This window comes from Staphylococcus sp. B1(2026) (assembly GCF_058895785.1).
Genome location: NZ_JBZXTS010000009.1, coordinates 1 through 25,789, shown reverse-complemented (window position 1 = coordinate 25,789; position 25,789 = coordinate 1). Strand labels below are relative to the sequence as shown.

22 protein-coding genes are annotated in these 25,789 nt (G+C 31.5%); 20 read left to right on the top strand and 2 right to left on the bottom strand.

Annotated features, from left to right (window positions below):
• Nucleotides 1–146 precede the first annotated feature (146 nt).
• The 8 genes from guaC (at nucleotide 147) to AC5EAH_RS02855 (ending at nucleotide 9,222) form a co-directional block, all read left to right on the top strand.
• Nucleotides 147–1,130: a GMP reductase gene (guaC, locus tag AC5EAH_RS02890; RefSeq protein WP_493493251.1), complete on the top strand. Its 984-nt coding sequence runs from the start codon at nucleotides 147–149 to the stop codon at nucleotides 1,128–1,130.
• Nucleotides 1,131–1,255: 125 nt separating this feature from the next.
• Nucleotides 1,256–2,236, top strand: a complete 981-nt coding sequence (locus tag AC5EAH_RS02885; RefSeq protein WP_493493250.1) for a LacI family DNA-binding transcriptional regulator — start codon at nucleotides 1,256–1,258, stop codon at nucleotides 2,234–2,236.
• A gap of 183 nt (nucleotides 2,237–2,419) precedes the next feature.
• On the top strand, nucleotides 2,420–3,439 hold the full coding sequence (locus tag AC5EAH_RS02880) for a hypothetical protein (protein WP_493493249.1): 1,020 nt from the start codon (nucleotides 2,420–2,422) through the stop codon (nucleotides 3,437–3,439).
• Nucleotides 3,440–3,460: 21 nt separating this feature from the next.
• Nucleotides 3,461–4,417 carry an NAD(P)-dependent oxidoreductase gene (locus AC5EAH_RS02875; protein WP_493493248.1) on the top strand — a complete coding sequence of 319 codons (957 nt, stop codon included), beginning with the start codon at nucleotides 3,461–3,463 and terminating at the stop codon, nucleotides 4,415–4,417.
• Between the two features lie 19 nt (nucleotides 4,418–4,436).
• On the top strand, nucleotides 4,437–5,891 hold the full coding sequence (locus AC5EAH_RS02870; RefSeq protein WP_493493247.1) for a PTS galactitol transporter subunit IIC: 1,455 nt from the start codon (nucleotides 4,437–4,439) through the stop codon (nucleotides 5,889–5,891).
• Nucleotides 5,892–5,906: 15 nt separating this feature from the next.
• The gene (locus AC5EAH_RS02865; RefSeq protein WP_493493246.1) at nucleotides 5,907–6,896 is read left to right on the top strand and encodes an amidohydrolase family protein; all 990 of its coding nucleotides are present in this window, start codon (nucleotides 5,907–5,909) and stop codon (nucleotides 6,894–6,896) included.
• A gap of 52 nt (nucleotides 6,897–6,948) precedes the next feature.
• Nucleotides 6,949–8,460 carry an FGGY-family carbohydrate kinase gene (locus AC5EAH_RS02860; protein WP_493493245.1) on the top strand — a complete coding sequence of 504 codons (1,512 nt, stop codon included), beginning with the start codon at nucleotides 6,949–6,951 and terminating at the stop codon, nucleotides 8,458–8,460.
• A gap of 15 nt (nucleotides 8,461–8,475) precedes the next feature.
• Nucleotides 8,476–9,222, top strand: a complete 747-nt coding sequence (locus AC5EAH_RS02855; protein ID WP_493493244.1) for a sugar phosphate isomerase/epimerase family protein — start codon at nucleotides 8,476–8,478, stop codon at nucleotides 9,220–9,222.
• Between the two features lie 126 nt (nucleotides 9,223–9,348).
• On the opposite strand, the gene AC5EAH_RS02850 is transcribed toward AC5EAH_RS02855, so the two are convergent.
• Together AC5EAH_RS02850 and AC5EAH_RS02845 are read right to left on the bottom strand one after the other, a co-directional pair.
• A complete protein-coding gene (locus AC5EAH_RS02850) occupies nucleotides 9,349–10,278 on the bottom strand; it encodes a diacylglycerol/lipid kinase family protein (RefSeq protein WP_493493243.1) in 930 nt (309 codons plus the stop codon).
• 72 nt (nucleotides 10,279–10,350) lie between these two features.
• A complete protein-coding gene (locus AC5EAH_RS02845) occupies nucleotides 10,351–10,953 on the bottom strand; it encodes a hypothetical protein (RefSeq protein ID WP_493493242.1) in 603 nt (200 codons plus the stop codon).
• 391 nt (nucleotides 10,954–11,344) lie between these two features.
• On the opposite strand from AC5EAH_RS02845, the gene AC5EAH_RS02840 reads away from it, so the two are divergent.
• From AC5EAH_RS02840 to AC5EAH_RS02785, 12 genes are all read left to right on the top strand, one after another.
• A complete protein-coding gene (locus AC5EAH_RS02840; protein ID WP_493493241.1) occupies nucleotides 11,345–12,991 on the top strand; it encodes an L-lactate permease in 1,647 nt (548 codons plus the stop codon).
• Nucleotides 12,992–13,286: 295 nt separating this feature from the next.
• Entirely contained in the window at nucleotides 13,287–14,933 is a 1,647-nt protein-coding gene (locus AC5EAH_RS02835; protein ID WP_493493240.1) for an L-lactate permease, read from the top strand.
• Between the two features lie 327 nt (nucleotides 14,934–15,260).
• The gene (locus tag AC5EAH_RS02830; protein WP_493493239.1) at nucleotides 15,261–16,721 is read left to right on the top strand and encodes a MutS-related protein; all 1,461 of its coding nucleotides are present in this window, start codon (nucleotides 15,261–15,263) and stop codon (nucleotides 16,719–16,721) included.
• A gap of 73 nt (nucleotides 16,722–16,794) precedes the next feature.
• Nucleotides 16,795–17,079 (top strand): hypothetical protein, encoded by a 285-nt coding sequence (locus tag AC5EAH_RS02825; RefSeq protein WP_493493238.1) that lies wholly within the window; start codon nucleotides 16,795–16,797, stop codon nucleotides 17,077–17,079.
• Nucleotides 17,080–17,089: 10 nt separating this feature from the next.
• Complete coding sequence (locus tag AC5EAH_RS02820) at nucleotides 17,090–17,917, top strand: aldo/keto reductase (protein ID WP_493493237.1); 828 nt, start codon at nucleotides 17,090–17,092, stop codon at nucleotides 17,915–17,917.
• Between the two features lie 310 nt (nucleotides 17,918–18,227).
• Nucleotides 18,228–18,464, top strand: a complete 237-nt coding sequence (gene secG, locus AC5EAH_RS02815; protein WP_493493236.1) for a preprotein translocase subunit SecG — start codon at nucleotides 18,228–18,230, stop codon at nucleotides 18,462–18,464.
• Nucleotides 18,465–18,528: 64 nt separating this feature from the next.
• Entirely contained in the window at nucleotides 18,529–19,266 is a 738-nt protein-coding gene (locus AC5EAH_RS02810; protein WP_493493235.1) for an alpha/beta hydrolase, read from the top strand.
• A gap of 29 nt (nucleotides 19,267–19,295) precedes the next feature.
• On the top strand, nucleotides 19,296–21,566 hold the full coding sequence (gene rnr / locus AC5EAH_RS02805; RefSeq protein ID WP_493493234.1) for a ribonuclease R: 2,271 nt from the start codon (nucleotides 19,296–19,298) through the stop codon (nucleotides 21,564–21,566).
• Nucleotides 21,567–21,630: 64 nt separating this feature from the next.
• A complete protein-coding gene (locus tag AC5EAH_RS02800; protein WP_493493233.1) occupies nucleotides 21,631–22,224 on the top strand; it encodes an MptD family putative ECF transporter S component in 594 nt (197 codons plus the stop codon).
• Nucleotides 22,221–22,913, top strand: a complete 693-nt coding sequence (locus AC5EAH_RS02795) for an energy-coupling factor transporter transmembrane component T family protein (protein ID WP_493493232.1) — start codon at nucleotides 22,221–22,223, stop codon at nucleotides 22,911–22,913. The genes AC5EAH_RS02800 and AC5EAH_RS02795 overlap by 4 nt, the downstream gene beginning before the upstream one ends.
• The gene (locus AC5EAH_RS02790) at nucleotides 22,913–24,289 is read left to right on the top strand and encodes an ABC transporter ATP-binding protein (protein WP_493493231.1); all 1,377 of its coding nucleotides are present in this window, start codon (nucleotides 22,913–22,915) and stop codon (nucleotides 24,287–24,289) included. Before AC5EAH_RS02795 ends, AC5EAH_RS02790 begins: the two co-directional genes overlap by 1 nt.
• Before the next feature lie 88 nt (nucleotides 24,290–24,377).
• The gene (locus AC5EAH_RS02785; protein WP_493493230.1) at nucleotides 24,378–25,742 is read left to right on the top strand and encodes a deoxyguanosinetriphosphate triphosphohydrolase; all 1,365 of its coding nucleotides are present in this window, start codon (nucleotides 24,378–24,380) and stop codon (nucleotides 25,740–25,742) included.
• Nucleotides 25,743–25,789: the final 47 nt, after the last annotated feature.

Below are 25,789 nucleotides of genomic sequence, written 5' to 3'. Positions count from 1 at the left end.
GCTTGGAATTCTAGTGAAATAGAATTCTAAGCCTTTTAAATACGTACAATTATTTTGTTTAGCATAAAATAATTGAAAAAAACGAACGATTGTGATAACATACTTAAGTATTGTGAAAAAACGTTAAGAATATTAGGAGGCTTACTATGTTAAATGAATTTCACGTTTTCGATTATGAGGATATCCAGCTAATTCCAAATAAATGTATTATTAGTAGTCGTTCAGAAGCAGACACTTCAGTTCAATTAGGTCAGTATACATTTAAGTTGCCTGTCGTGCCGGCAAATATGCAAACAATTATAGATGAACCTTTAGCAGAACAATTAGCAAAAGAAGGTTATTTCTATATTATGCATCGTTTTGATGAGCAAAGACGTAAAGCTTTTATTGAAAAAATGCATGCACAAAATTTAATTGCTTCAATTTCAGTAGGTGTTAAAAAAGAAGAGTATGCTTTTGTTGAAAGTTTAAAAGATACAGCGCCAGAATTTATTACAATTGATATTGCACATGGTCATGCTGATAGTGTCATTACAATGATCAAACATATTAAAGCACATTTGCCAAATACATTCGTCATTGCTGGGAATGTAGGTACACCAGAAGGGGTTCGTGAGTTAGAGAATGCTGGTGCTGATGCAACTAAAGTAGGGATTGGTCCTGGTAAAGTTTGTATTACTAAAGTAAAAACAGGTTTTGGTACAGGTGGATGGCAATTAGCAGCTCTACGTTGGTGTGCTAAAGCTGCACGTAAGCCAATTATTGCTGATGGTGGTATACGAACTCACGGTGATATTGCCAAATCAATTCGTTTTGGTGCAACAATGGTTATGATAGGTTCGTTATTTGCTGGGCACGAAGAAAGTCCTGGTCAAACTGTTGAAGTGGACGGTAAATTATTTAAAGAATATTTTGGATCAGCTTCTGAACATCAAAAAGGTGCTTATAAAAATGTAGAAGGTAAAAAAATTGTCTTACCTTTAAAAGGGCATATTGCCGATACATTAATTGAAATGCAACAAGATTTACAAAGTGCTATTTCATATGCAGGTGGTAAAGACATCAATAGTTTACGCCGTGTAGATTATGTGATTGTTAAAAACTCTATTTGGAATGGTGATAGTATTTAATGAGCGGTGTTGATAACATTATTGTTATCAACACGCTATTTTTTTATCTAAGCTTAGAACGTCTATTGTATATCATAGGTACAATGGTTATAATAAATAAAAAGTATAAGCCTAGGAGAAATGTCTTGAAAAATATAACCATTAATGATATTGCACAATTAGTAGGTGTATCAAAAGCCACAGTATCTTACTATTTAAATGGTAATTTTAAAAAAATGTCAATAGATACGAGAGAACGCATTCGCCAAGTGATCGAAGATACTGGCTATGAACCGAGTAAAATTGCACAAAGTTTAGTCACTAAAGATACACGTACTATAGGTGTAGTGATTGCTGATATTACTAATCCATTTATTTCTTCGGTGATGAAAGGGATTCATGATACGTGTAAACAAGAAGGCTATTCTGTTAACTTTACGAATTCGGATAATGATATGCAAATAGAGTTAGATAATATTAATCGTTTAAAACAACAAAATGTCTCGGGTATTATTTTGGATTCTGTTAATCCTAATCGAATCGAATTAGCTGATCTGTCTAATGCCAATACTGTTATGGTAGATAGGCAAGCGAATCAATTGAGTATTGATACGGTTGTTTCGGATAATGAAGTATCCACTAAAAATTTTTTAAATATGATGCAACAACAAGATTATCAAGATATTTATTTTGTGTCTTTTCCTATTGAGGGTATTTCAACACGTGAAATTCGGTATGAAGGTTTTAAGAAAGTGGTAAGTGATGAGCCAAGTAAATTAATTATTGTTAATCAGTCTGATATAGTAAAAAAAATTGAGGCTATTATTCAACAATCGACAGTTAAAACTGCCTTTTTTACTATGAATGGACCTACTTTATTAGAATTTATAAAATTAATTAATCAAATGCAATATAGTTACCCTCAAGATTTTGGTTTAGGTTCGTATGAAGATCTTGAATGGATGGCATTGTTAAATCCTAATGTGTCTTGTATTTGTCAAGATTCTTATCAAATCGGGCAACAAGCTGCAACACGATTAATTAGTAAGTTAAAACAACCACAGCAAATAATCAAACCGCAATTAATAGAAGTAGCTAGTCATATTATTATTAGAAATTCATTTTAGTTATACAATCATATTACTATTTAAAGTGAAATATATTTCACTCAATAGTAGTATGATTTTTTTTATTGCTAAATTCTACAACGAAAATATTGAAAACGCTTGATTTTTATTATGAAAAGGTATACAATATTTTTGTATTAAAAGTTAACCGTTTAACTTGAGCTGAAATGAGGGAGGGCTTAAATGAAAGTTAATAAAATATTATCTGATCAATTAGAAGCATGTTATTCAGTTAGTCGTATTAAAGATGATAAACATGATTATTTGTTAATTGCATCAGAAGTTGAACAAGGTTGTTTTGCTTATGACATGAACAATCAATTGGCTAAAACAGTTGTTTGGGATACTGTTGGTGGCACAATGAGTATCGTACAAATACCTGGAACATTGGATTTTTTAGCAACACAAAAGTTTTATCCAGGTTTTAATTCAGCAGCATGTCAAATTGTCTACGGTAAATTTGATAATGGGCAATGGACAGTGACTAAATTAGTAGATTTCCCGTATTTACATCGTTTTGATTTAATTGAACAAAGTGACGGTAACATTTTATTTGTAGGTTGTACAATTGCTAATTCAAAAGCATTTGTTGAAGACTGGTCAGACAATGGTAAGATTTTTGTTGGTACTTTTGATAAAGATAAGGTCCAATTGAATGATGTACGTGCACTAGCTTTACGTTTATTAAAAAATCATGGTTATTATGCTGTTAAATCAGAGGGCTATTCATTAATTACAGCTGTTGAAGGTATTTTTAAATTAACTTATCCAGAGCATGCTGATACGGGTGAATGGCGTTTAGATATGATTTTCAACGAAGAAACAAGTGATATTGTACAAATAGATTTAAATAAAGATGGTCATAAAGAAAATATGTTAATCCAAGGATTTCATGGAGATCAATTTAAAATTTTCAATCATGACTTTAGTGAATTACTGTACCAACATCCAACACCAACTGAATTTGGGCATGCTTTATGGTCAGGCGATTTATTAGGACGTCCATTATGTTGTTTTGGTTGGCGAGCAAGACAAGCAGATTTAGTCGTAATAACAATGCTTGATGGCAAAGTCAATATTGAAATGATTGAAGAACAAGCAACATCAAGTAATGTTTTAGCATTTAATAAAGATGATAAAGCTTATATATTCTCAGCCAATAATAGTAAGGGTGAAGTTGCATTATACGAATTAACAAACTAATAATTAAGAGGAGATAGAACAATGACAAAGAAAAAGATTTTAGTAACAGGTATCGTACCAAAAGAAGGTTTAACATCATTAATGGAAGAATTTGACGTAACATATTCTGATGGTGAACCATTTTCACGTGAGTATGTGTTAGAGCACTTGCATGAATATGATGGTTGGTTATTAATGGGTCAAAAAGGTGACAAAGAAATGATTGATGCAGGTAAAAACTTACAAATTATTTCTTTAAATGCAGTTGGTTTTGACCATGTGGATATTAATTATGCTAAAGAAAAAGGAATTGTTGTATCAAATTCACCTCAAGCTGTACGTATTCCAACAGCTGAAATGACATTTGCTTTAATTTTATCAGCTGCAAAACGTTTACCTTTATACGACAAAATTGTGCGTCAAGGTGACTGGATTGATCCAAGTGAAAGACGTTATCAAGGTTTATCATTGCATGGTGCAACATTAGGTATTTTCGGCATGGGGGGTATCGGAACAACGGTAGCACATTTAGCAAAAGCATTTGGTATGAAAATTATTTACCATAGTAATAATCATTTATCTCCAGAAGAAGAGCAACAATTAGGTGCGAGATTTGTAGAATTTGATGAATTAGTGACACAATCTGATGTAATTACATTACATGCACCATTATTACCATCAACAAAACATAAATTTAATAAAGAAGTTTTCAAAAAAATGAAAAACCGCAGTTACTTAGTGAATGCAGCACGTGGCCCATTAGTGTGCGAAGAAGATTTAGTAGAAGCATTAAAAACTGGAGAAATTGCCGGTGCTGGTTTAGATGTATTTGAATTTGAACCAACTGTTTCAGAAGAATTAAGAGCCTTAGACAATGTTATTTTAGCACCACATGCAGGAACAGGGACAATAGAAGGGCGTTGTATTTTAGCAGAAGAAGCAGCCAATAATTTACATGAATTTTTTGCAGGCAACCCGATTAATGTAGTTAATAAATAAAAATAAGGGGGAATAAATAATGTTAGAAGCTTTACACGATTTCTTTGATGTTTTTGGTGCAGCAACAGTCGTACCAGCGATGATTTTTATCGTAGGTTTATGCTTGAAAGTAAATCCAAAACGTGCATTTTTTAGTGCTTTACGTGCTGGTGTAGGTTTAACAGGATTTGGATGGGTAATTTCAGCATTTTCACCACTAGTAACGAAGTATATTCAACAAATGGTAGAAACAACAGGGTTGAATTTACCAATCGTAGATATTGGTTGGCAAGCAGGTTCATTAACAGCCTTTTCTTCAGAAATTGGTTTATCATTCTTTGTTTTCGGTTTGATTATTGAATTAATTTTATTCTTAGTGGGTATTACACGTGTATTTGTACCTTCAAATTTATGGAATAACTTTGGTTACATGGTTTGGGGAACAATGATGTATGCCGTAACAGGTAACTTCATTTTATCATTTATCTTTATGGTATTTGTGTTACTTTATTCATTAGTGATGTCAGAAGTATTAGCTGATCGTTGGTCAGAATACTATGGAGTTAAAAATGCAACGATTAACTCAATTCATAATATTGAAACAATTGTACCCGCATTAATTTTAGATCCACTATGGAATTTATTAGGTATTAATAAAGTAAAATTAAATCCAGAGGCATTAAAAACAAAATTAGGTATTTTTGGGGAACCAATGACATTAGGTTTTATTTTAGGGATGGTTATTGGTATTTTAGGAAGTATTAAAGAATTAACACATTTAGCAACTTGGGGTGGTATTTTAAGTTTTGCGGTAGCATTAGGTGCTGTAATGACAATTTTCCCATTAATTACAGGTGTCTTTGCTTCGGCATTCGCACCATTAGCACAAGCTGTTGAGCGTAATAAGAAAAAAGAAAGTGAATCTACAGATGCAGGTGTCATTGCTAAAAAACGTTGGTTTATTGCTGTAGATGACGGTATTGGTTTTGGTGAACCTGCTACAATTATTGCTGGTTTAATTCTAGTACCAATTATGGTAGTTATTTCGTTAATTTTACCAGGTAATGAAGCTTTACCAGTGGTTGATTTAATTGCTATTCCATTTATGATTGAAGCAATGATTGCTGTATCTAAAGGTAATATTTTAAAAGCGATTTTAAATGGTATTATTTGGTTCTCATTAGGTTTATATGCGGCAAGTGCTTTAGGACCGATTTATACAGAGGCAGTTAAGCAATTTGGTGTAGCAATTCCAGCAGGTGTGGCGTTAATTATGAGTTTTAACTTATTAGCACATCCATTAACAGCAGTGGTATTCTTTGCGTGGATGTCAGGTAATCCATTATATATCGGTATCACAGTTGCAGTTTATCTTGTATCATTATTCTTCTTACGTACAAAACGTGAAAGTATTTATGCATACTTGAAAAAAATGGCAGATAAAAACAGTGGTTTTGAAGGTAGTACTGAAAAAATATTCATAGGTGAAGACTAATCGGAGGAAAAATCAATGAAAAAAATAGATGCACATGTACATATTGTCGAAGCAATTGCAGGGTTTAATGGTAAAGGTCGTTTAAATGCATTAGGTAATGGTTATGCAGTTTGGGATGATGGTGATTTAATTAAGTTAATTGAAGATGGTTATGGCGATAGAGATTTTACAACTGAAGCATTATTAAAATATATGGATGCGAATGATGTAGAAAAAGCTGTTATCTTACAAGGTCATTTAAATGGTTATCAAAATTACTACACACATTTAGCCATTAAAAAATATCCAGAACGTTTTACAGGTGCTTTTGCGGTAGATCCTTATGCTGAGAATGCGTTAAAAATTGTGCAGCGTTATGTTGAAGAATTAGGATTTAGAGCAATTAAATTTGAAATTAGTCAAGGTGGCGGAATTCATGGTTATCGTGGTGAAGCAGCACCATTTCGATTAGATAGTGATCCACGAATTAATCGTATTTTAACTTATTTATTAGATTATCCTGGTTTTGTTGTGACAATTGATTACGGTAATTGGGATCAAATTAGTCATCAACCAGCAGCCATTGCCAATTTAGCACGTGTGTATTCAACATTAGATTTTGTAGTGTGTCATTTATCATTCCCACATGCAGATAATCCGAATCGTTTACGTGCAGAATTAGAAATGTGGCGTCCATTTGATAATATTTATACAGATTTATCAGCAATTCAAGATATTGATAGTCCAGATAAATTCCCATTCCCGAAATCACAACAAAATGTACGTATTGCGAAAGAAGTATTAGGTGCTAAACGTTTGATTTGGGGGACTGATTCACCATGGTCAGCTACATTTAACACATATGAAGAGTTAGCAACATGGTTAGAAAAAGTAGATATTTTTACAACAGAAGAATTACAAGATGTACTGTATAATAATGCTGAGCGTGTTTACTTTAAACCAGAAGCAGTAAAAGCAAATCGTGAAGCTGTCGACTCAGTAACGAAATCGTTGAATCTTTATTAATATTTAAGCTGAGAAAATTTTCTCAGCTTTTCTTGATGAAAGGAGAATACATATGCAATATTTTTTAAGCATTGATTATGGCGGCACAAATACAAAAGCAATTATTTTTGATGAACGTGGGCAACAAATAGCCGTTTCATCATTTGAAACTTTGAAAATTGAAACACAACCGGGTTATAGAGAAGTCAATTTAGATGAAACGTGGCAAGCAATTTGTAATTCAATTAAAGATGTTATTGAGACATCTAAAGTCAATCCACAAGCTATTGCTGCAGTAGCTTGTATAGGTCACGGGAAGGGACTATATGTATTAGATAAAAATCATCAATCTTTTATGAATGGTATTTTATCAACTGATACGCGTGCAACAGCATTAGCACAACAATTTGAAGCACGTGTGGATGAATTATGGACGTTGACACAACAACATATTGTTGCTGTGCAAAATCCAGTTTTATTAAAATGGTTAAAAGACTATCAACCACAACAATATGAGCAAATTGGTGCGATTTTATCAGCTAAAGATTTTGTGCGTTTTAAATTAACGGGTAAAGTGAATCAAGAGTATGGTGATGCTTCGGGTAATCATTGGATTAATTTTAAAACAGGTAATTATGATCGTGAAATTTTGACATTTTTTGATATTGAGGAAATGTTATCAGCTTTACCACCTTTAGTTGATTGTACAGACATTGTGGGTGGTGTGAGTGAAGAAATTGCATTAAAAACAGGTATAGTAGCAGGTACACCAGTAGTAGGTGGTTTATTCGATATTGATGCTTGTGCTATTGGTTCAGGTGTTTTAGATGAAACGACTTTTAGTGTGATTGCAGGGACATGGAATATTAATACCTATCCAAGTGTTCAACCAGCAAGTTCATCTAGTGGACAAATGAATTCGTATTTCCCAGATAAAAAATTTTTAGTGGAAGCAAGTAGTCCAACATCGGCAGGTAATTTAAATACGATGTTAAAATTATTAATGTTTGATGAAATGCAAAATGCTAAAAAAGACGGTCATTCAATTTATGATATTTTAGAAGAATTCTTAGATAATACTACGGCAAGTGAGCATGGATTGATTTTCTTTCCGTTTTTATATGGTAGTAATGTTGAACAAGATGCGTCGTCATGCTTCTTTGGTTTATCAACAACATCAACTAAATCACATATGATACGTGCAGTTTATGAGGGGATTATTTTTGCTCATCAACAACATATTGAACATTTAATTGCAACAGCCGGTCATCAACCAGATAAAATACGTTTATCAGGCGGTGCAACAAATTCACCAGCATGGATGCAAATGTTTGCGGATGTACTTAATTTACCAGTTGAAACAGTAGAAGCAACTGAATTAGGTGGTTTAGGCGGTGTCATTATTTGCTTACAAGCATTAAGAGGTTTAACCTTAGAGCAAGCAGTACAACAAGTTGTTAAAGTTAAATCACGTTTTATGCCTAATATACAAGAACACGCCATTTATCAAAAAAAATATGTTGTTTATCAGCAACTATTAACATCTTTATCAAGTGCTTGGAAAGATTTAGCACAATTACAATAATTAGGAGAAGTAGCTATGTTACACAAATTAGTTTTAAATAGCATTGTGTTTAAAGCACAATTAGATCAAGGGGTATCGCAGGCACAATTAGTTGAACAAGTCGCACAATTAGGCGTACATAGTTTTGAAATCAGAAGAGAATTTTTAAAAAAGACAAATGAAGAATTACAATTGATTAAGCAGCAAGCAGACAAACATCATATTGCTTTATTTTATAGCATTAATGAAGATTTAATTGTTAACCATCAAATTAATCCATTATTAGATACTTTTATAGAAGAAGCACAATTATTACAAGCACCATTTATTAAATTAAATATCGGTGATGCGTCGCAGATCTCAATTGAACAATTAAGTCAATTGTCAGATATTGCTGTACCGATTCGTGTAGAAAACAATCAAACTTTAGGTCATGCTAATATTGATAATTGTGCGCATATGATGACATTATGTCAACAAGCTAATTTACCGATTAGTTTTGTTTTTGATACAGCCAATTGGGTATTTGTAGGTGATGATGTTGAACAAGCTATCACAATGATGGCTGCATCAACACATTATTTACATTGTAAAAATTATCAAATGATAGCCAATCAACCTCAAGTGACAACAAGTTTATTTACTGGTGAAATAGATATACCACAGTTATTTAAACGTTTTAAATCAGTAGATTACTATGCTTTAGAGTATGGTAGTCAGTTAGACATTTTAGCAGAAGATATAACAAAAATGAAGACGTATCTTGACGATATGAACGCTTAGCTACAAAAGAAAGACTAAGATATCATATTAGTATGTTATGTGTTATTATAGTGGTAGGTATTTTTGGTTATTTTAGTCATTAAAAAATTAAATTATATAAAGAGGCTGATTTTATTAGCCTCTTTATTATAACCATATAGGATAGTGTCTTAATGTAATATCTAATTGAGGATAGTTAAGTAAAATAGATTCACCATCAATTTGAAGATAGACACTAGCTTGTGGGATGGTTAATTTAAGTTGAGATGTTTCAAAATAATGACATAGTTGATGTTGGCAATGGTCAATATTTTTATTTAAAAGTTGTTTGGCAAAAGATACTAGTTTTGGGAGTGTGTCATTTTGTAAAGCAATAATATGAATGGTATGATTATTTTGTCGTGCTTTAGGTGCAATGGCAATACCGCCACCATAGTAACGATGATTAGCGACTGTTAATAATAATAATTGATTAAGTTGATAGGTTTCATTATCAATTATAAGCTGTGTTTCGAAAGTTTGACGTTGCGGTAAAGATTTTAATAATAAAGTTGGATAAGAGAATTGACCTAATATTTTTTTCAATGGTGAGATTGTGGCTAAATGGCAAACTTGTGCATCAAGACCTATACCTAAGCTGTTTAAAGCAGCTTGTTGAAAATGATTGCGACTATCTTCTATCCATAAATATTCTAGTGGTGTAGCTTGTGCTAATGTTAATTGATGATATAGCCATTTTTTGATATTTGTCGGTTGTTGAATTTCACGATTAAAATCGTTACCTGTGCCAGCAGGAAAATAAGCAATAGGAATGATTTGATTAAGTAGAATTAAAGTATTTAAAATTTCATTTAAAGTACCATCACCACCGATAACAATACAACGATATTGTATTACATTGTCTTGTTGTATTTGTTTTAAAATATGTGTTAATAATTGTTTGAAACTGGCAGCTTGATGTGTATAAAAAATAGTCGTTGATATTTGATGTTGTTTAAAATATTTTAAAAATTGTTGCGCAACACGTTCGCCACGATGTTGACCAGCAATCGGGTTAACGATTAAGTAAAATTTCATATTAAATCTCCTAAATTTATTAATAAAACCAACTTATTTTATTATAAAATAGTTGGTTGATATTATTTACTATTAAGGTTGAATTTTAGTTAATTTAAAAGGAATACTAACATCCAAGTTTTCACCGTCTACTAGATTAGCGATATATTCTTTTTGACTGTAGCTATTATTTCCTAAAATAACATTTGCATGGCTAATAGATGTAAATAAATTACCGGTACTATCGTTATCTGCATTACTTTCGATTTTATATCTTCCAGCTTCAAAATCTTTTCCAACTTTATATTGACCAGCAGCTAATTCTTTAGGTTTTTCTTTTGATAAGATAATTGCATGCTCTACTTTTTCTAATTGTTGTTTAGCATCCGTCACCTTTTTGTTTAATTCTTCTAAATGACCAATTTCTTCTTTCAACATGTCACGACGAGATAATAATGCTTTAGCATCTTTTAACTCTTGTGAAATAGCTTCAAGATCTGTTCGTTTAGTTGTTTCATCTTTTGTTAATTGTTGTAATTGCGCTTGTTCATTAGTAATTTGTGATTTGATTTGATTTAATGATACGATATGATTATCGATAGATTTTTTAGTTAAAGTTTGTCCTATAATATAACCACCAATACCTATTGCCATGCTCCATAAGATTATACCTATAATACTAATTATTTTTTTCATGTCTTTCTCCTATAAATTAATATAATTATCATATACTATTTTGACAAAAAACGATATAGCTATGATAAAAATAGTATAACAGAAAATAATTAAGTAAAACAATTGTGTTTTGCTGTACATTAGAAATAAAATATACTATACATATATAGACACAAAAATATATTACTAAATTTAATTATTATAAATAATAAAAAAATATACAAGAAAGCCTTTACAATTATTAAATATTCATGTATTGTATTACTGTAGCTATGAAGAGTAGCTATTGTAGATAAATTAATAATAAGTAATTATTTTATTGTTAATTATTTATTAAATCGTATATTTATGTCATCAACATAAAAAGCGATAGTTTTTATTCTTTTAAAATATTATACAAAGGAGAAAGTTTATGGAAAAATTTAGTCAACTGTTACAGCCAGTAGCAGACAATCTGTACTTATCAGCATTGGTGGCATTAATTCCAATTGTTTATTATTTAGTGGCACTAACAATTTTGAAAATGAAAAACTGGATAGCAGGTAGTACAACATTATTATTAGCTATGATTATTGCAGTTATTGCTTTCAAAATGCCAACTGTTTTTGCGGTAATGGCTTCAATTCAAGGGATGGTCTATGGTGCAATTCCGATTGGGTGGATTATTTTAGCATCAGTGTTCTTATATAAGATGACAGTGAAAACAGGTCACTTTGACATTATTCGTGACAGTGTATCATCAGTGACGGATGACCGTCGTATCCAAGCAATTTTAATTGCGTTTTCATTCGGTGCCTTTTTAGAAGGTGCAGCAGGATTTGGTGCACCAGTAGCCATTACAGCTGCTTTATTAGTCGGTTTAGGTTTTAGACCATTATATGCAGCAGGTATTTGTTTATTAGCAAACACAGCGCCAGTTGCTTTTGGTGCAGTAGGTGCGCCAGTAGCGGCTATGGATGGTTTAACAACTTATGTAGACGGCACACCAATTCAAGCAGCAGAAATTGCGATGATGATTGGTCGTCAATTACCATTAGTATCATTATTTGTGCCATTGTATTTAATTATTATTATGGCAGGTTTTAAAAAAGCATTAGAAATTTGGCCAGCATTATTAGTGTCAGGTGGTTCATTTGCATTAGCACAGTTTTTCAGTGCCAATTACATGGGAGAACAATTACCAGATATTATTTCAGCTTTAGTATCATTAATCGCAACAGTATTATTATTACAAGTGTGGCAGCCTAAAACGATTTGGCGTTTTAAAGATGAACCAGCACCAACGGTTAATCCAACTAAACACTCTTTATCAACAATTGCGATAGCATGGGCACCATTTGTTGTGTTAACAGGTATTATTTTCCTTTGGACACAACCAGCGATGAAAGCATTCTTTAAATCAATTGCTTTTCATCCAGCAGTACCATTCATTCATAAAAATATTATTAGTTCAGTATTAGATAAACCAATTGCAGCAGAATTTAAATTAGATTTATTAGGGGCAGTCGGTACAGCCATTTTAATTGCTGCAATTATTTCTAAATTTATTATTAAATTAAGTTGGAAAGACACGGCAAAAACTTTTATTGAGACATTTAAAGAAGTTAAGTTTGCATTATTATCAATTTGTTTAGTTGTAGGTTTTGCTTACGTAATGAATGCTTCAGGTATGTCGAATACATTAGGTAGTGCTTTAGCAGCAACAGGAAGTTTCTTTAAATTCTTCTCACCAGCATTAGGTTGGTTAGGGGTGTTTATTACAGGTTCGGATACATCAGCTAACTTATTATTTGCGAAATTGCAACAAGTAACAGCATTAAAAGTAGGTATGGATCCATTATTAGCAGTAGCTGCCAATGCTTCAGGTGGTGTAACAGGTAAAATGATTTCACCACAATCTATTGCAGTAGCTGCAGCAGCTGTAGGTTTAGTAGGACGTGAAGGCGAATTACTAAAATTCACAGTGAAACATAGTATTATCTTATTATTAGTTGTTTGTGGTATTATTGCCTTACAAGCAACAGGTGTTTTAAGTTGGATGATACCAGTACATCCATAAAGTTATTAAATAGCTAATAGAGTTTTAAACTCTATTAGCTATTTTTTTATTAAGAATGTGTCGGTTTTTCAACAATTCAAATAATAAATGAAACAATATGTAAAAGAACACTTTACAATCATAAAGTAATCTTGTATTGTATTAACGTAAATGTGTGATTAGCTGAATGTAAGAATGATCAATATAAAATTGTCTTGTTTATATTTATGATTATTTTTAATTTAATTGATCAATATCTTATTAATTCAATAGTTGGTTGCACAAATTATTATTCAATTTAAAAGGAGAATAGCTAATGGAACAATTTACACAACTGTTACAACCAGTAGCAAATAATTTGTATTTATCAGCATTAATTGCATTAATTCCAATTGTTTATTATTTAATTGCATTAATGGTGTTTAAGATGAAAAACTGGTTAGCAGGTTTTTCAACTTTATTATTAGCAATTGGTGTTGCTGTTATTGCTTTTAAAATGCCAGCAACTTTTGCGATAATGTCTTCTGTTCAAGGGATGGTTTATGGTGCTTTACCTATTGGGTGGATTATTTTAACTTCAGTATTCTTATATAAAATGACAGTTAAAACAGGGCATTTTGATATTATTCGTGATAGTATATCATCAATTACTGATGATCGACGTATTCAAGCGATTTTAATTGCTTATGCATTTGGTTCTTTTTTAGAAGGTGCTGCAGGATTTGGTGCACCAGTAGCAATTACAGCTGCTTTATTAGTAGGTTTAGGATTTAAGCCATTATATGCTGCAGGTATTTGTTTATTTGCTAATGCCGCCCCGGGTGCTTTTGGTGCAGTAGGTGCACCTATTGCAGCAATTGATAGCTTAACAACTTATGCTAATGGTTCACCGATTCAAGCTTTTGAGATTGCCGCAACAGTAGGACGTCAAGTATTTTTAACTTCGTCATTTACACCACTTTACTTAGTTATTATTATGGCTGGTTTTAAAAAAGCTCTAGAAATTTGGCCAGCCTTATTAGTATCAGGTGGATCATTTGCTTTAGCGCAATTTTTAACGACAAATTATCATGGTGAACAATTACCAGATATTACCTCAGCATTAGCTTCATTAGTATGTACAGTATTATTATTACAAGTATGGCAACCTAAAACAGTTTGGCGTTTTAAAAATGAACCAGAACCAACGGTTGAACAAACGAAACACTCATTTTCATCAATTGTTGTAGCATGGTCACCATTTTTAGTGTTAACAGCAGTTATCTTTGTTTGGACACAACCTGTTATGAAAGCATTCTTTAAATCTATTGCTTTTCATCCATCAGTACCATTAATTCATAATAATATTATTAGCTCCGTATTAAACAAACCGATTGCAGCAGAATTTAAATTAGATTTATTAGGTGCTGTTGGTACAGCCATTTTAATTGCAGCACTTATTTCTAAATTTATTATTAAATTAAGTTGGAAAGATACAGTAGCTACATTTGTAGAAACATTTAACGAAGTGAAAACAGCATTATTATCAATTTGTTTAGTTGTAGGTTTTGCTTATGTCATGAATGCAGCAGGTATGTCTAATACATTAGGTAGTGCATTAGCTGCAACAGGTGGCTTGTTTAAATTCTTATCACCAACATTAGGGTGGTTAGGTGTATTTATTACAGGATCTGTTACATCAGCTAACTTATTATTTGGTAAATTACAACAAGTAACGGCAATGAAAGTCGGTATGGATCCATTAATCGCAATTGCTGCCAACGCAGCAGGTGGCGCAACAGCTAAGATGATTTCACCACAATCTATTGCTGTAGCAGCAGCTGCCGTAGGTTTAGTAGGTCGTGAAGGTGAAATATTGAAATTTACAATCAAGCATAGTTTTATTTTATTATTAATTATCTGTGCAATTATTGCTTTACAAGCATTAGGCATTTTAGGTTGGATGATACCAGCACATCCATAAATAATCAAAAGTTTCAGAAAACATGTATGTTTTTCTGGAACTTTTTTATTTGATGAATTGTCAAACATATTGTGACGCTTAGTAAAATACTAATGTTTATAAATATTTCAAGAGGTGTTAGATAGTCAAGCCATTTTCTAGCACTACTATTAAGTAATTTTGTGGTGATAAACTAAGCATATTAAAATTGTTAAAAACCAAAGAATATAATTGATTGAAAGAAATCATGAATAATCTTTGGTTTTTTACTATTGCTTGATTACTTTTATTAAGCAATGTTAAAATTACATTGTAAGCGAAAACAAAAATATCGAAAGAGGTGAGTGTGTGCTATATAAAATAAAAATATGTTTACAAAATATATTTCACGAAATGTCTCCGAGAGAAGAGCAATACGATGATGCTAAAACGAGAACAATCAAATTATTTGATTATGAAACATTAATCAATAGTTATCAAGAAGATGAACGTCGTCGATTTTATGATTTAGATTTATTAACAATTATGAACAATATTAATTATACATTGACGAATGCGGGTGAAGAACAATTATTACACCATTTTCTTAAGGGAAGTGCTGTAAAAAAACATGTATTAACTGTAGAAGAAGATAACTTAATCAAACAGATAGGGTTTAATAAAAATTTAAGTTGTTGTACATTTTTATCAAATGACTATCATTTTATTTTGCCTAATAACAAAAAATTGCTTTATTCTTTAGGGTTATTACCGATAGGGTTAATTTTAGGTTGCTTCTTTAAATTGGCTTTTTTCTTAGTGTTTCTACAATTATTAGTCAATTATATTATAAGTTTATATTATGAAGAACGTTTAAATTTTATTGAAACACATCTTGATTATTTATTAGATATGAGTTTTAAAATTAATCGCACTGCTGTGACATTGCATATGAGTGAAGAAGTCATAATATTACTTCAACATTTGAAATATAAAAATGGATTGTCTAGTACATCACGAATGAATGGGAGTAGCTGGTTAGCTTTTTTATCAGGCGTACGAAAAATATTATTAATAAATGTCTTAGAAATTGTGAAATATTATCGTATTTTTTTAAAGAATAGGCCACAATTTCAAGAAATTTATGATTATGTTGCTGCACTTGATTTAGCGAGATTAAAAAATAATTGCTTAGCGCAATTAAATGTCGTTGAGAGTGAGACAAGTGAAACATTTCATATTGTGAATATGTATCATCCACTCATTGCTAATTGTAAAACACATAGTGTGACTATTGATCAAAGTATGTTAATTACAGGAACTAATGCATCTGGTAAATCTATATTTTTAAAAATGATGGGTATTAATTTATTATTTTCAAAGGTATTAGGTTTTGCTTTTGCAGATAAATTTAATGCACCTAAACTCAATATCATTACTTATATTGATATTAAAGATAATTTATTTGAAAGTGAGAGTTTATTTGTTGCTGAATTGCACGTCATTAAACGCATATTAAAGCAAAAACAAGCGATGGCTATTATAGATGAACCATTTAGAGGAACTAATGCAAGTGAAAGTGCTGCCTTAGTTTATGCATTGATTAAAACTTTTCAAGAAGAACAACGTTATTATTTAATTAGTACACATCATAAAGAATTAGCATATGAAGAAGAGAGCTCACGTCGATATTATTTTGATGAAAACAAAGAAAAATATCAGTTATATCAAGGTGTTACTAAGTGTACTAATGCAGTTACGCTAGCAGATGGTATAATAGATGATAAACAATTTTGTGATTTGGCAAAAAGTTATTTAGCAAAAAAATAAATATCGAGCTATATGATTGTGTGTTTATGCTAAATAATGATATGATATAAGTATTATTTAGGAGGATATAGTGATGACAAAACATACTTTTTATTATTCAGATAAGTGTTCAGAATGTGCACCATTTGAAGCTGAGTTAAAACGACAAGGCTTGGATTATGAATCAGTTAACATTACTGATAGTATGTCTAACTTGAAACGGTTTTTAAAATTAAGAGATACGCATCCTATTTTCGAAGAACGTCGTCAATGGGGCGTAGTAGGTGTACCTTTATTAGTAACACAAGATAATAAATATATTTTTGAATTAATAGATTTGAATGGATCGTCATGTTCCATTACAGAATTTAAAAAATAAGGAGATAATGATGACAAAAACATTGGTATTAAATAATGGTGTGGAAATTCCTAAAATTGGTTTAGGAGTTTGGCGTGCAAGAGATGATGAAGCTTATCAATCTGTATTAACAGCTTTACAATTAGGCTATCGTCATATTGATACAGCAAGTATTTATGAAAATGAAGAGCAAGTAGGTCAAGCTATTAAAGATAGTGGTGTGCCACGTGAAGATATTTTTGTAACGACAAAAGTATGGAATGATATGCAAGGTTACGACACAACTTTACAAGCTTTTGAAGCTAGTTTAAAACGACTACAACTTGATTATGTTGATTTATATTTAGTACATTGGCCACGTCCTAAAAAAGATATGTATATTGAAACATACCGTGCTTTAGAGACATTATATGAACAAGGTAAGGTACGTGCAATAGGTGTAAGTAATTTTAAAATACCACATTTACAACGCCTATTAGATAATACTAAAATTGTACCCGTTTTAAATCAAATTGAATGCCACCCGTATTTCCAACAACAAGATGTTAAAGCATTTTGTAAACAATATGATATTAAAATAGAAGCGTGGGCACCAATTATGCGTGCAGGTACAATTTTTGAAGATACTACAATTCAACAATTAGCACAAAAGTATGATAAAACACCAGCACAAATCATTTTAAGATGGCATTTACAAGAGGAGACAATTGCAATTCCAAAATCAGTAACACCTTCTCGTATTGCTGAAAACTTTGATGTCTTTGATTTTGAACTATCAGCAGATGATATGAAATTAATGGCACAATTAGATCGTGAAGATGGTCGTACAAATAAAGATCCAGATGATGTTAATGATTAAAAAAACAGCCACGATATCGTGGCTGTTTTACGTTAGGGAGTTTAAATTATGAAAAAAGTTAAGTTTGGCGTTTAATATTATTGATGTAAAAGACTGATTTCTTTTACGTATCTATAGAATATATCAAAATGCTTAAATAAAACTTAAGAATGATATTTTTTTAAAAATTATGTTTATGTTTCGTAATTTCATTGGAAATACAGTAGATGCCATAGAAAATCGACACTATTTTCTAGCTTATTTCATTGCTCATCATATTAATGTGTGATATGATGTTAAAGTATAAATTTAATGTACGGAGGTAATGATAGTGCATACTACATTAGTCGTGATATTAACTGTTGTTGCGGTGTTATTAATAATTACTGTGTTATTGCAACAAAGTAAAAGCGGTAATTTGTCTGGCGCAATCTCAGGTGGTGCCGAAGAATTATTTGGCGGTAAAACTAAAGTTCGTGGTGCTGAAAAGTTCTTAGAACGTGCAACAACAATTTTATCTATTTTATTTTTTGTAACATTAATTTTAATTACATGGTTCAAATTTTAAAATATGTCTAAGGTCTTCGTTAGTTGTCTGACGAAGACTTTTATTATGTATTTAAAGGAGTATAATGATGCAACCACAATTACCACAACCTTTTTTATTTGAAGCAGGGCCACGAATGGTCTTATTATTACATGGTTTTACAGGCAGTTCGGCAGACACAAGACAATTAGCAAGATTTTTAAATGCACGAGGTTATAGTTGCTATGCACCACATTTAAGTGGACATGGCGAAGTACCTGAAGAGTTAGTAAAATACGGCCCAACAGAATGGTGGCAAGATGTAGAAAATGCTTATCAATTTTTACAACAAAAAGGTTATGACAAAATTGCAGCAGCTGGTTTATCTTTAGGCGGTATTTATGCTTTAAGATTAAGTATGAATTATCCTGTTATATCGGCCGCAACATTTTGTTCACCAATGATGATTTTTGATGAGGCAACGATGTACCAAGGCGTTTTGAGTTATGCACGTAATTTGAAAAAATATTTAGGACAATCTCAAGACAGTATTGAACTGGATATGCAACAATTTAATCCTATGCCATCATTAGCAGCATTAAAACAATTGATTTTAGATACACGTTCTGAATTATATTTAGTAGAACAACCATTATTTATTGCACAAGGCCAATTAGACAAGATGATTAATCCAGAAAGTGCGAATATTATTTATCATGAAAGTTCATCTTTTGACAAAGTACTGAAATGGTATGAACAATCAGGACATGTGATTACAATAGATAAACAAAAACAACAATTATTTGAAGATTATTATCAATTTTTAGAAACATTACCTTGGTAATCGTTTCAAGTTAGAAAGGAAGTGAACTAATGAAACAACAATTATTACAAATTTTAAAGTCGACAGATTATCAACCACAAAATACGCAACAATTATTTCAAGAATTAGGCTTACACAGTGCAGCACAGTTTAAAACATTTTGTAAACTATTAACACAGTTAGAACAACAACAAGTTATTGTACGTAATGCACAAGATAAATTTAGTATGAAAGTACAAAAAGCACATGTGCAAGGTATTTTAAACATTAATAAACGTGGTTTTGGTTTTGTTAAAATTAATGACGAAGAACCAGATATATTTATTCCACAAACTGCTTTATACACAGCAATGTCTGGTGATGAAGTCGTTGTAGCTTTATCTGATAAAAAAAGTGGGGATAAGCAAGAAGGGCGTATTATTAGTATTGTGACTAGACATACAACACGTGTGATTGGGACATATAGTGCAGGTAAAAATTTTGGATTTGTTTTACCAGATGACCAGCAAATGCCTAAAGATATATTTATTCCTAAAGGCCAAAGTTTAGGTGCGGTGGATGGTCATAAAGTACTTGTAGAAATTTCTGATTATGGTAGTAGTAAAACGAATCCTGAAGGACATATTATCCAAATTATCGGTCATAAAAATGATCCGGGTGTTGATATATTATCTATTATTTATAAACATGGTATTCCAACTGAATTTTCAGAAGAAGTTATGGCTGAAGTTCATCAAGTTAATGATACTGTTCAACCAGCAGACATAGTTGGCAGACGCGATTTACGTGATCAATGTATCGTGACAATTGATGGTGAAGATGCTAAAGATTTAGATGATGCGATTAGTGTTGAACGTTTAGATAATGGTCATTATAAATTAGGTGTACATATTGCTGATGTCAGTCATTATGTAACAGAAGGTAGTGTTTTAAATCAAACGGCTTATGAACGAGGGACGTCGGTATATTTAGTTGATCGTGTTATCCCTATGTTACCTCATCGATTAAGTAATGGTATTTGTTCTTTAAACCCACAAGTTGATAGATTAACGTTAAGTTGTGAGATGGAGTTTACACAACAAGGGCAATTAGTTAATTATGAAATTTTTGATAGTGTGATTAAAACAAAAGCACGTTTAACTTATCACGATGTTAATTTATTATTAGCAGGCGATGACAATTTGCGCCAGTACTATGCTGAATTAACACCTATGTTATTAGAAGCACAACGCTTAGCGGAAATTTTAAATGCTAAACGACAATCTCGTGGTGCGATTGATTTTGATATCGCTGAAGCAAAAGTATTAGTAGATGAACTAGGTCAACCTACTGAAATTGTATCAAGAGAACGTGGCGTATCAGAGCGTTTAATTGAAGCATTCATGTTAGCTGCTAATGAAACGGTAGCCTTACATTTTGCTAAAGCACAGCTGCCATTTATTTATCGTGTACATGAAGAACCAAAAGCAGAAAAATTACAAAAGTTTTTTGAATTTATTACTAATTTTGGTGTGTTAGTTAATGGTACAGCTGATGAGATCCATCCTAAAACATTACAAGATATTATGACATCACTAGAAGATTCACCAGAAGAAATGGTTGTGGCAACGATGATGTTACGTTCAATGCAACAAGCAAGATACAGTGCAGATAATTTAGGACATTTTGGTTTGGCAGCGGAATTTTATACGCATTTTACTTCACCAATTAGACGATATCCGGATTTAATTGTCCATCGTTTAATTCGACAATATTTATTAGAAAATAAAATAACACCAGAGCATGTCACACGCTGGGAAAGCATGATGGATGATATTGCGAGTCATACATCTAAATGTGAACGTCGAGCAGTTGATTGTGAACGTGAAGTAGATGCCTTGAAAAAAGCAGAATATATGCAACGTCATATTGGCGAACAATTTGAAGGTATGATTAGCAGCGTGACAAATTTTGGTATTTTTGTTGAATTACCTAATACAATTGAAGGGTTAATTCATGTCACACAATTAACAGATGATTATTATCGTTTTGATGAACGCCATATGTCAATGATTGGTGAGCGTCATGGTCGTGTTTTACGTTTAGGACAATTAATAGATGTTAAATGTGAACAAGTGAATTTAGAAGAGAGAAGTATTGATTTTACTTTAGTTAATATGCCAGTAGTAAATAAACGTCATACGCCTAAACGTCCAGTTATTATTAAAACAAAGGCTATAAAAAATCAATCAAGTCAGAAGAAAAATAAAAAAACAACTAAAAAGAAACCATTTTATAAAGCAGTAGCTAAAAAGAGTAAACGTAAAAAGTCACGTAAATAATGGTTATAGTTGAAAATGATTATCAATTAGATTAAACTAAAAGTATGCATCAGGAGGTGATATTTTGAATCAATTAACAGTAAAAGATATTATGACCATGGGAATTTTAACAGCAATATATGTTGTGATTGTAGGGTTAATTACAACACTAGCTTTCGTTTTTGTACCAGGTATTTCATTGATTTGGGCAACTGGCGTCACAGCTTTTTTTGCAGCCGTGATTTATTTCTTAATCGTTATTCGTGTACCTAAACGAGGTGCTATTTTAACATTATCTTTAGCTATGGGAATTATTCTCGGTTTAACAGGTCACATGATTATTTCAATTACATTTTATGGGGTTGTAGGTATTTTGGCAGAAGTAGTTGTAGCTAAATTAGGTTATAAAAATTATACAGCACAAACAATAGGTTATGTTTTATTTTCATTACCATTAATCGGCCCTATTATTCCAGTATGGTTTTTAACAGAGAGCTATGTCGTGCATTTACAACAAAGAAATAAAGATACAGCGTATATTTCTCAGATGATGAGTTATAGTGATATGACAAGTTTTGTATTATGTATTATTTGTACAATTATAGGTGCAATTGCAGGTGCATTTTTATCTAAAAAATTATTAGCTAAACATTTTGAACGTGCAGGAGTGGTTAAATGAGGAAATATCAATTAGACACACGATTAAAATTAATTTTAATCGTACTAAGTCATGTGACCATTGCATTTAGTTTATCAGTTAAATGGCAAATAATTTGTATCGTATTAATATGGGGTATTATGTTATATTGTGGTATCTATAATGCATTAATAAAAAGCATGCTAACGGCAGTTATTTTTCTTTTATTTAGCCATTTGACATTACTAAGCAATAATAGTGTTTTTCATTTTATTGCTTATTTGTCGCATATTGGTTTTATTTTAGTACCCGTAGGTTCATGTGGTTTACTATTAATTTACACAACAACAACGCCACAATTATTATTAGCATTAAGAAAAATGAAATTACCGGAACCGATTGTGTTATTATTCTTTTCATTATTTCGCTTTTTACCGACAATGTATCAAGAAGCGCAACCTATTTTTCATGCAATGAAATTAAGGGGTTTATGGCAAGGTTGGTGGACACCAATATGTCATCCTTTAAGCACATTCGAATACTTTATTGTACCTTATTTAATGTTAGCATTAAGAACAGCAGATGATTTATCTCAAGCTGCACTAACAAGAGGTTTAAAAATTAATCAATCTAAATCTTCTTTAGCACTTATGCAATGGCAAAAAATTGATACAATTGTATTAGTTATTTTTTTAGTTTATATTGTATGTGCTATTTTAGGAGGTATTTGATGCTTAAACTAATTAATTATTCAGTAACAACGGCGCAAACGACTTTATTAAATGATGTATCATTAACGATACCAAAAGGACAATGTGTTGTCATTTGTGGTGAAAGTGGTTGTGGAAAATCAACGCTACTTAAAATTATCAATGGTTTAATCCATCAAGAGCAACAATTAACGACAACAGGCCAATTAATATATCAAGGGCAATCAATAGATGAGTTACCTGTTGAAGTACGTGCCGATAAAATAGGGTCACTTTTTCAAAATCCTAAACGTCAATTTTTTTACGGTAATGTGCTACATGAACTGGCTTTTGGTTGTGAAAATCTTAATATGCCACGAGCACAAATTCAACAACGTATTGATACAACAGTTAAGCACTTTAATATAGAGCATTTGTTAGACGCTAATTTATTTCAATGTTCGGGTGGTCAAAAACAACAAATTGCTTGTGCTGCCATTACAACAACAGCACCAGAAATTTATGTTTTAGATGAACCATCAGCTAATTTAGATCAAGTAGCTGTACAACAATTACAAAAAATATTGTTAATGTTAAAACAACAAGGCAAAACATTAATTATAGCTGAACATTATTTAGCTTATTTATTACCTGTTATGGATCAAGTCGTATATTTATCGGCAGGTCGTTTAACACAGCAATGGTCAGCTGAAGCGTTTAAAGATTTATCAACAGCACAATTACAACAATTAGGATTAAGACAATTAGTTAATAATGATGAATGGCCTGCTTATATTAATGAGGGGCAATTAATTATTGAACAATTACAATATCGTTATGCTAATCAATCGCAATCGATATTAAATATTCATCATTTAGCGTTTCAACGTGGTAATATTACTGCTATTGCTGGACGTAATGGGACAGGTAAAACGACGTTAGCTAAAATATTAACAGGAGAAATTAAAAATAAAACAGGCACGATTACGTTAGATGGTCAACGATTATCTCAACGTCAATTATTACAAAAAAGTTATATTGTTATGCAGGATGTGAATAGTCAATTGTTTTGTGAAAGTGTTGAACAAGAAATTACACTGGGTAAACCTTTAACTGAAGAAATGTCAGCTTTAATAGCTGAATTTAACTTACAAGACGTATTACAACAACATCCTATGACTTTATCAGGTGGTCAAAAACAACGTTTAGCAGTTGTTTGTGCTTGTTTGATGAATAGAGATATTATTATTTTTGACGAGCCCACAAGTGGACTAGATTATAAAAATATGAGGGCATTTAGTAAATTGTGTCGTCAACTAGCAGATAAACAAAAAATTATTATCATTATTACGCACGATGAACAATTATTACAGCATTGCGATACGATATGCCAATTAAATGAATACAATATAAAATAGGTTGAGCAGTAAATCAACCTATTTTAATTTTTTCAGTTTGTTAAATTATGGTATACTAATACTATCAATTTGCCGAGGAGGTTAATTTATGGAATGGCAAACATTATTAACAGCTAAAAGACTAGGGGGATCTGGTGTTGTAGGACGCTATGCATTTGCTAGTGATTATAAACGTATTGTAACGAGTCCATCATTTAGAAGATTGCAAGATAAAACTCAAATCTTTCCATTAGAACGTAATGATTTTGTACACACGCGTTTAACACATTCACTAGAAGTACAGATGATTGCCACTCAATTATTACAATCTATTTTTGAAAAATTTGAACAGCAAGATCATGCCGATAAGCAAGTCATGTTAAATTATCAAAGTGAAATTTTTCGAATTTTAGACTGTGCCTCATTATTACATGATATTGGTAATCCACCATTTGGACATTTTGGAGAAACAATTATTCGTCAATGGTTTAAAGAAAATTTACGCGATACATTAGAAAATAAAAAATATCCTTTTACCGAAGAGTTTATGACGAGTCATTATGTGCATGATTTATATCAATTTGAAGGTAATGCACAAGCTTTAAGAATTATTACTAAATTACATGATTTTTCAGGGTCACACGGTATGAACTTAACTTATCCAACTTTAAATACCATAATTAAATATCACCGTGCTGCTTATGAAAAACCAGGTGGTGAAGGTAAAATCGGTTATTATCAATCTGAGAAAGAAATTTATGAAGAAATTGTCAATACATTAAATACACGTGGTGTGCGTCACCCATTAACTTATCTATTAGAAGCGGCAGATGACATTGCTTACATCACAGCTGATATAGAAGATGCTTTGGCTAAATCAGTAGTGACACGTTCAGATTTAAAAAGATTTTTAATTCGTGAATTAGAAGGTACACTGAAAGAAAATGAAAAACGCATCATCGATGCACTCGCAAAAGAAAAATTTAATGTCAATACACTATTCGTCGACATTAGAAATATTATGATTCAAGCAGTTGTAGATAATTTTGATCAACATTATGATAAAATCATGAACGGACAATTTACAGCTGATTTATTTGAAAATTCATCAGCAGAAAGAATTTATCACACATTACGTCAATTTACTCGCCAATATATTTTTACAGATAAAAATATATTAAAACAAGAAATTAAAGGGGATACGGTGTTGTCATATTTACTAGATAAATTTGTTGCAGCCGTTATTAACTATGATTTTATTGATGATCAAGCAAGAACAGGCACATCAGCATTAGATGAAAAATTCATTGCAATTATCTCTACCTCATTAAAAAAAGCCTGTAAAAAATCTTCAAAAGATCAAGCGCCTATCGTACAATTGTATTATAAACTATTATTAGTAACCGATTTTATTTCGGGTATGACAGATAGTTATGCACAAAATTTATATTTAGAATTGAATGGTCGAAAATAAAGATAAAACACGTTAGTTTATTTGGCTCTTTGTCAAAGAGTGTTGAT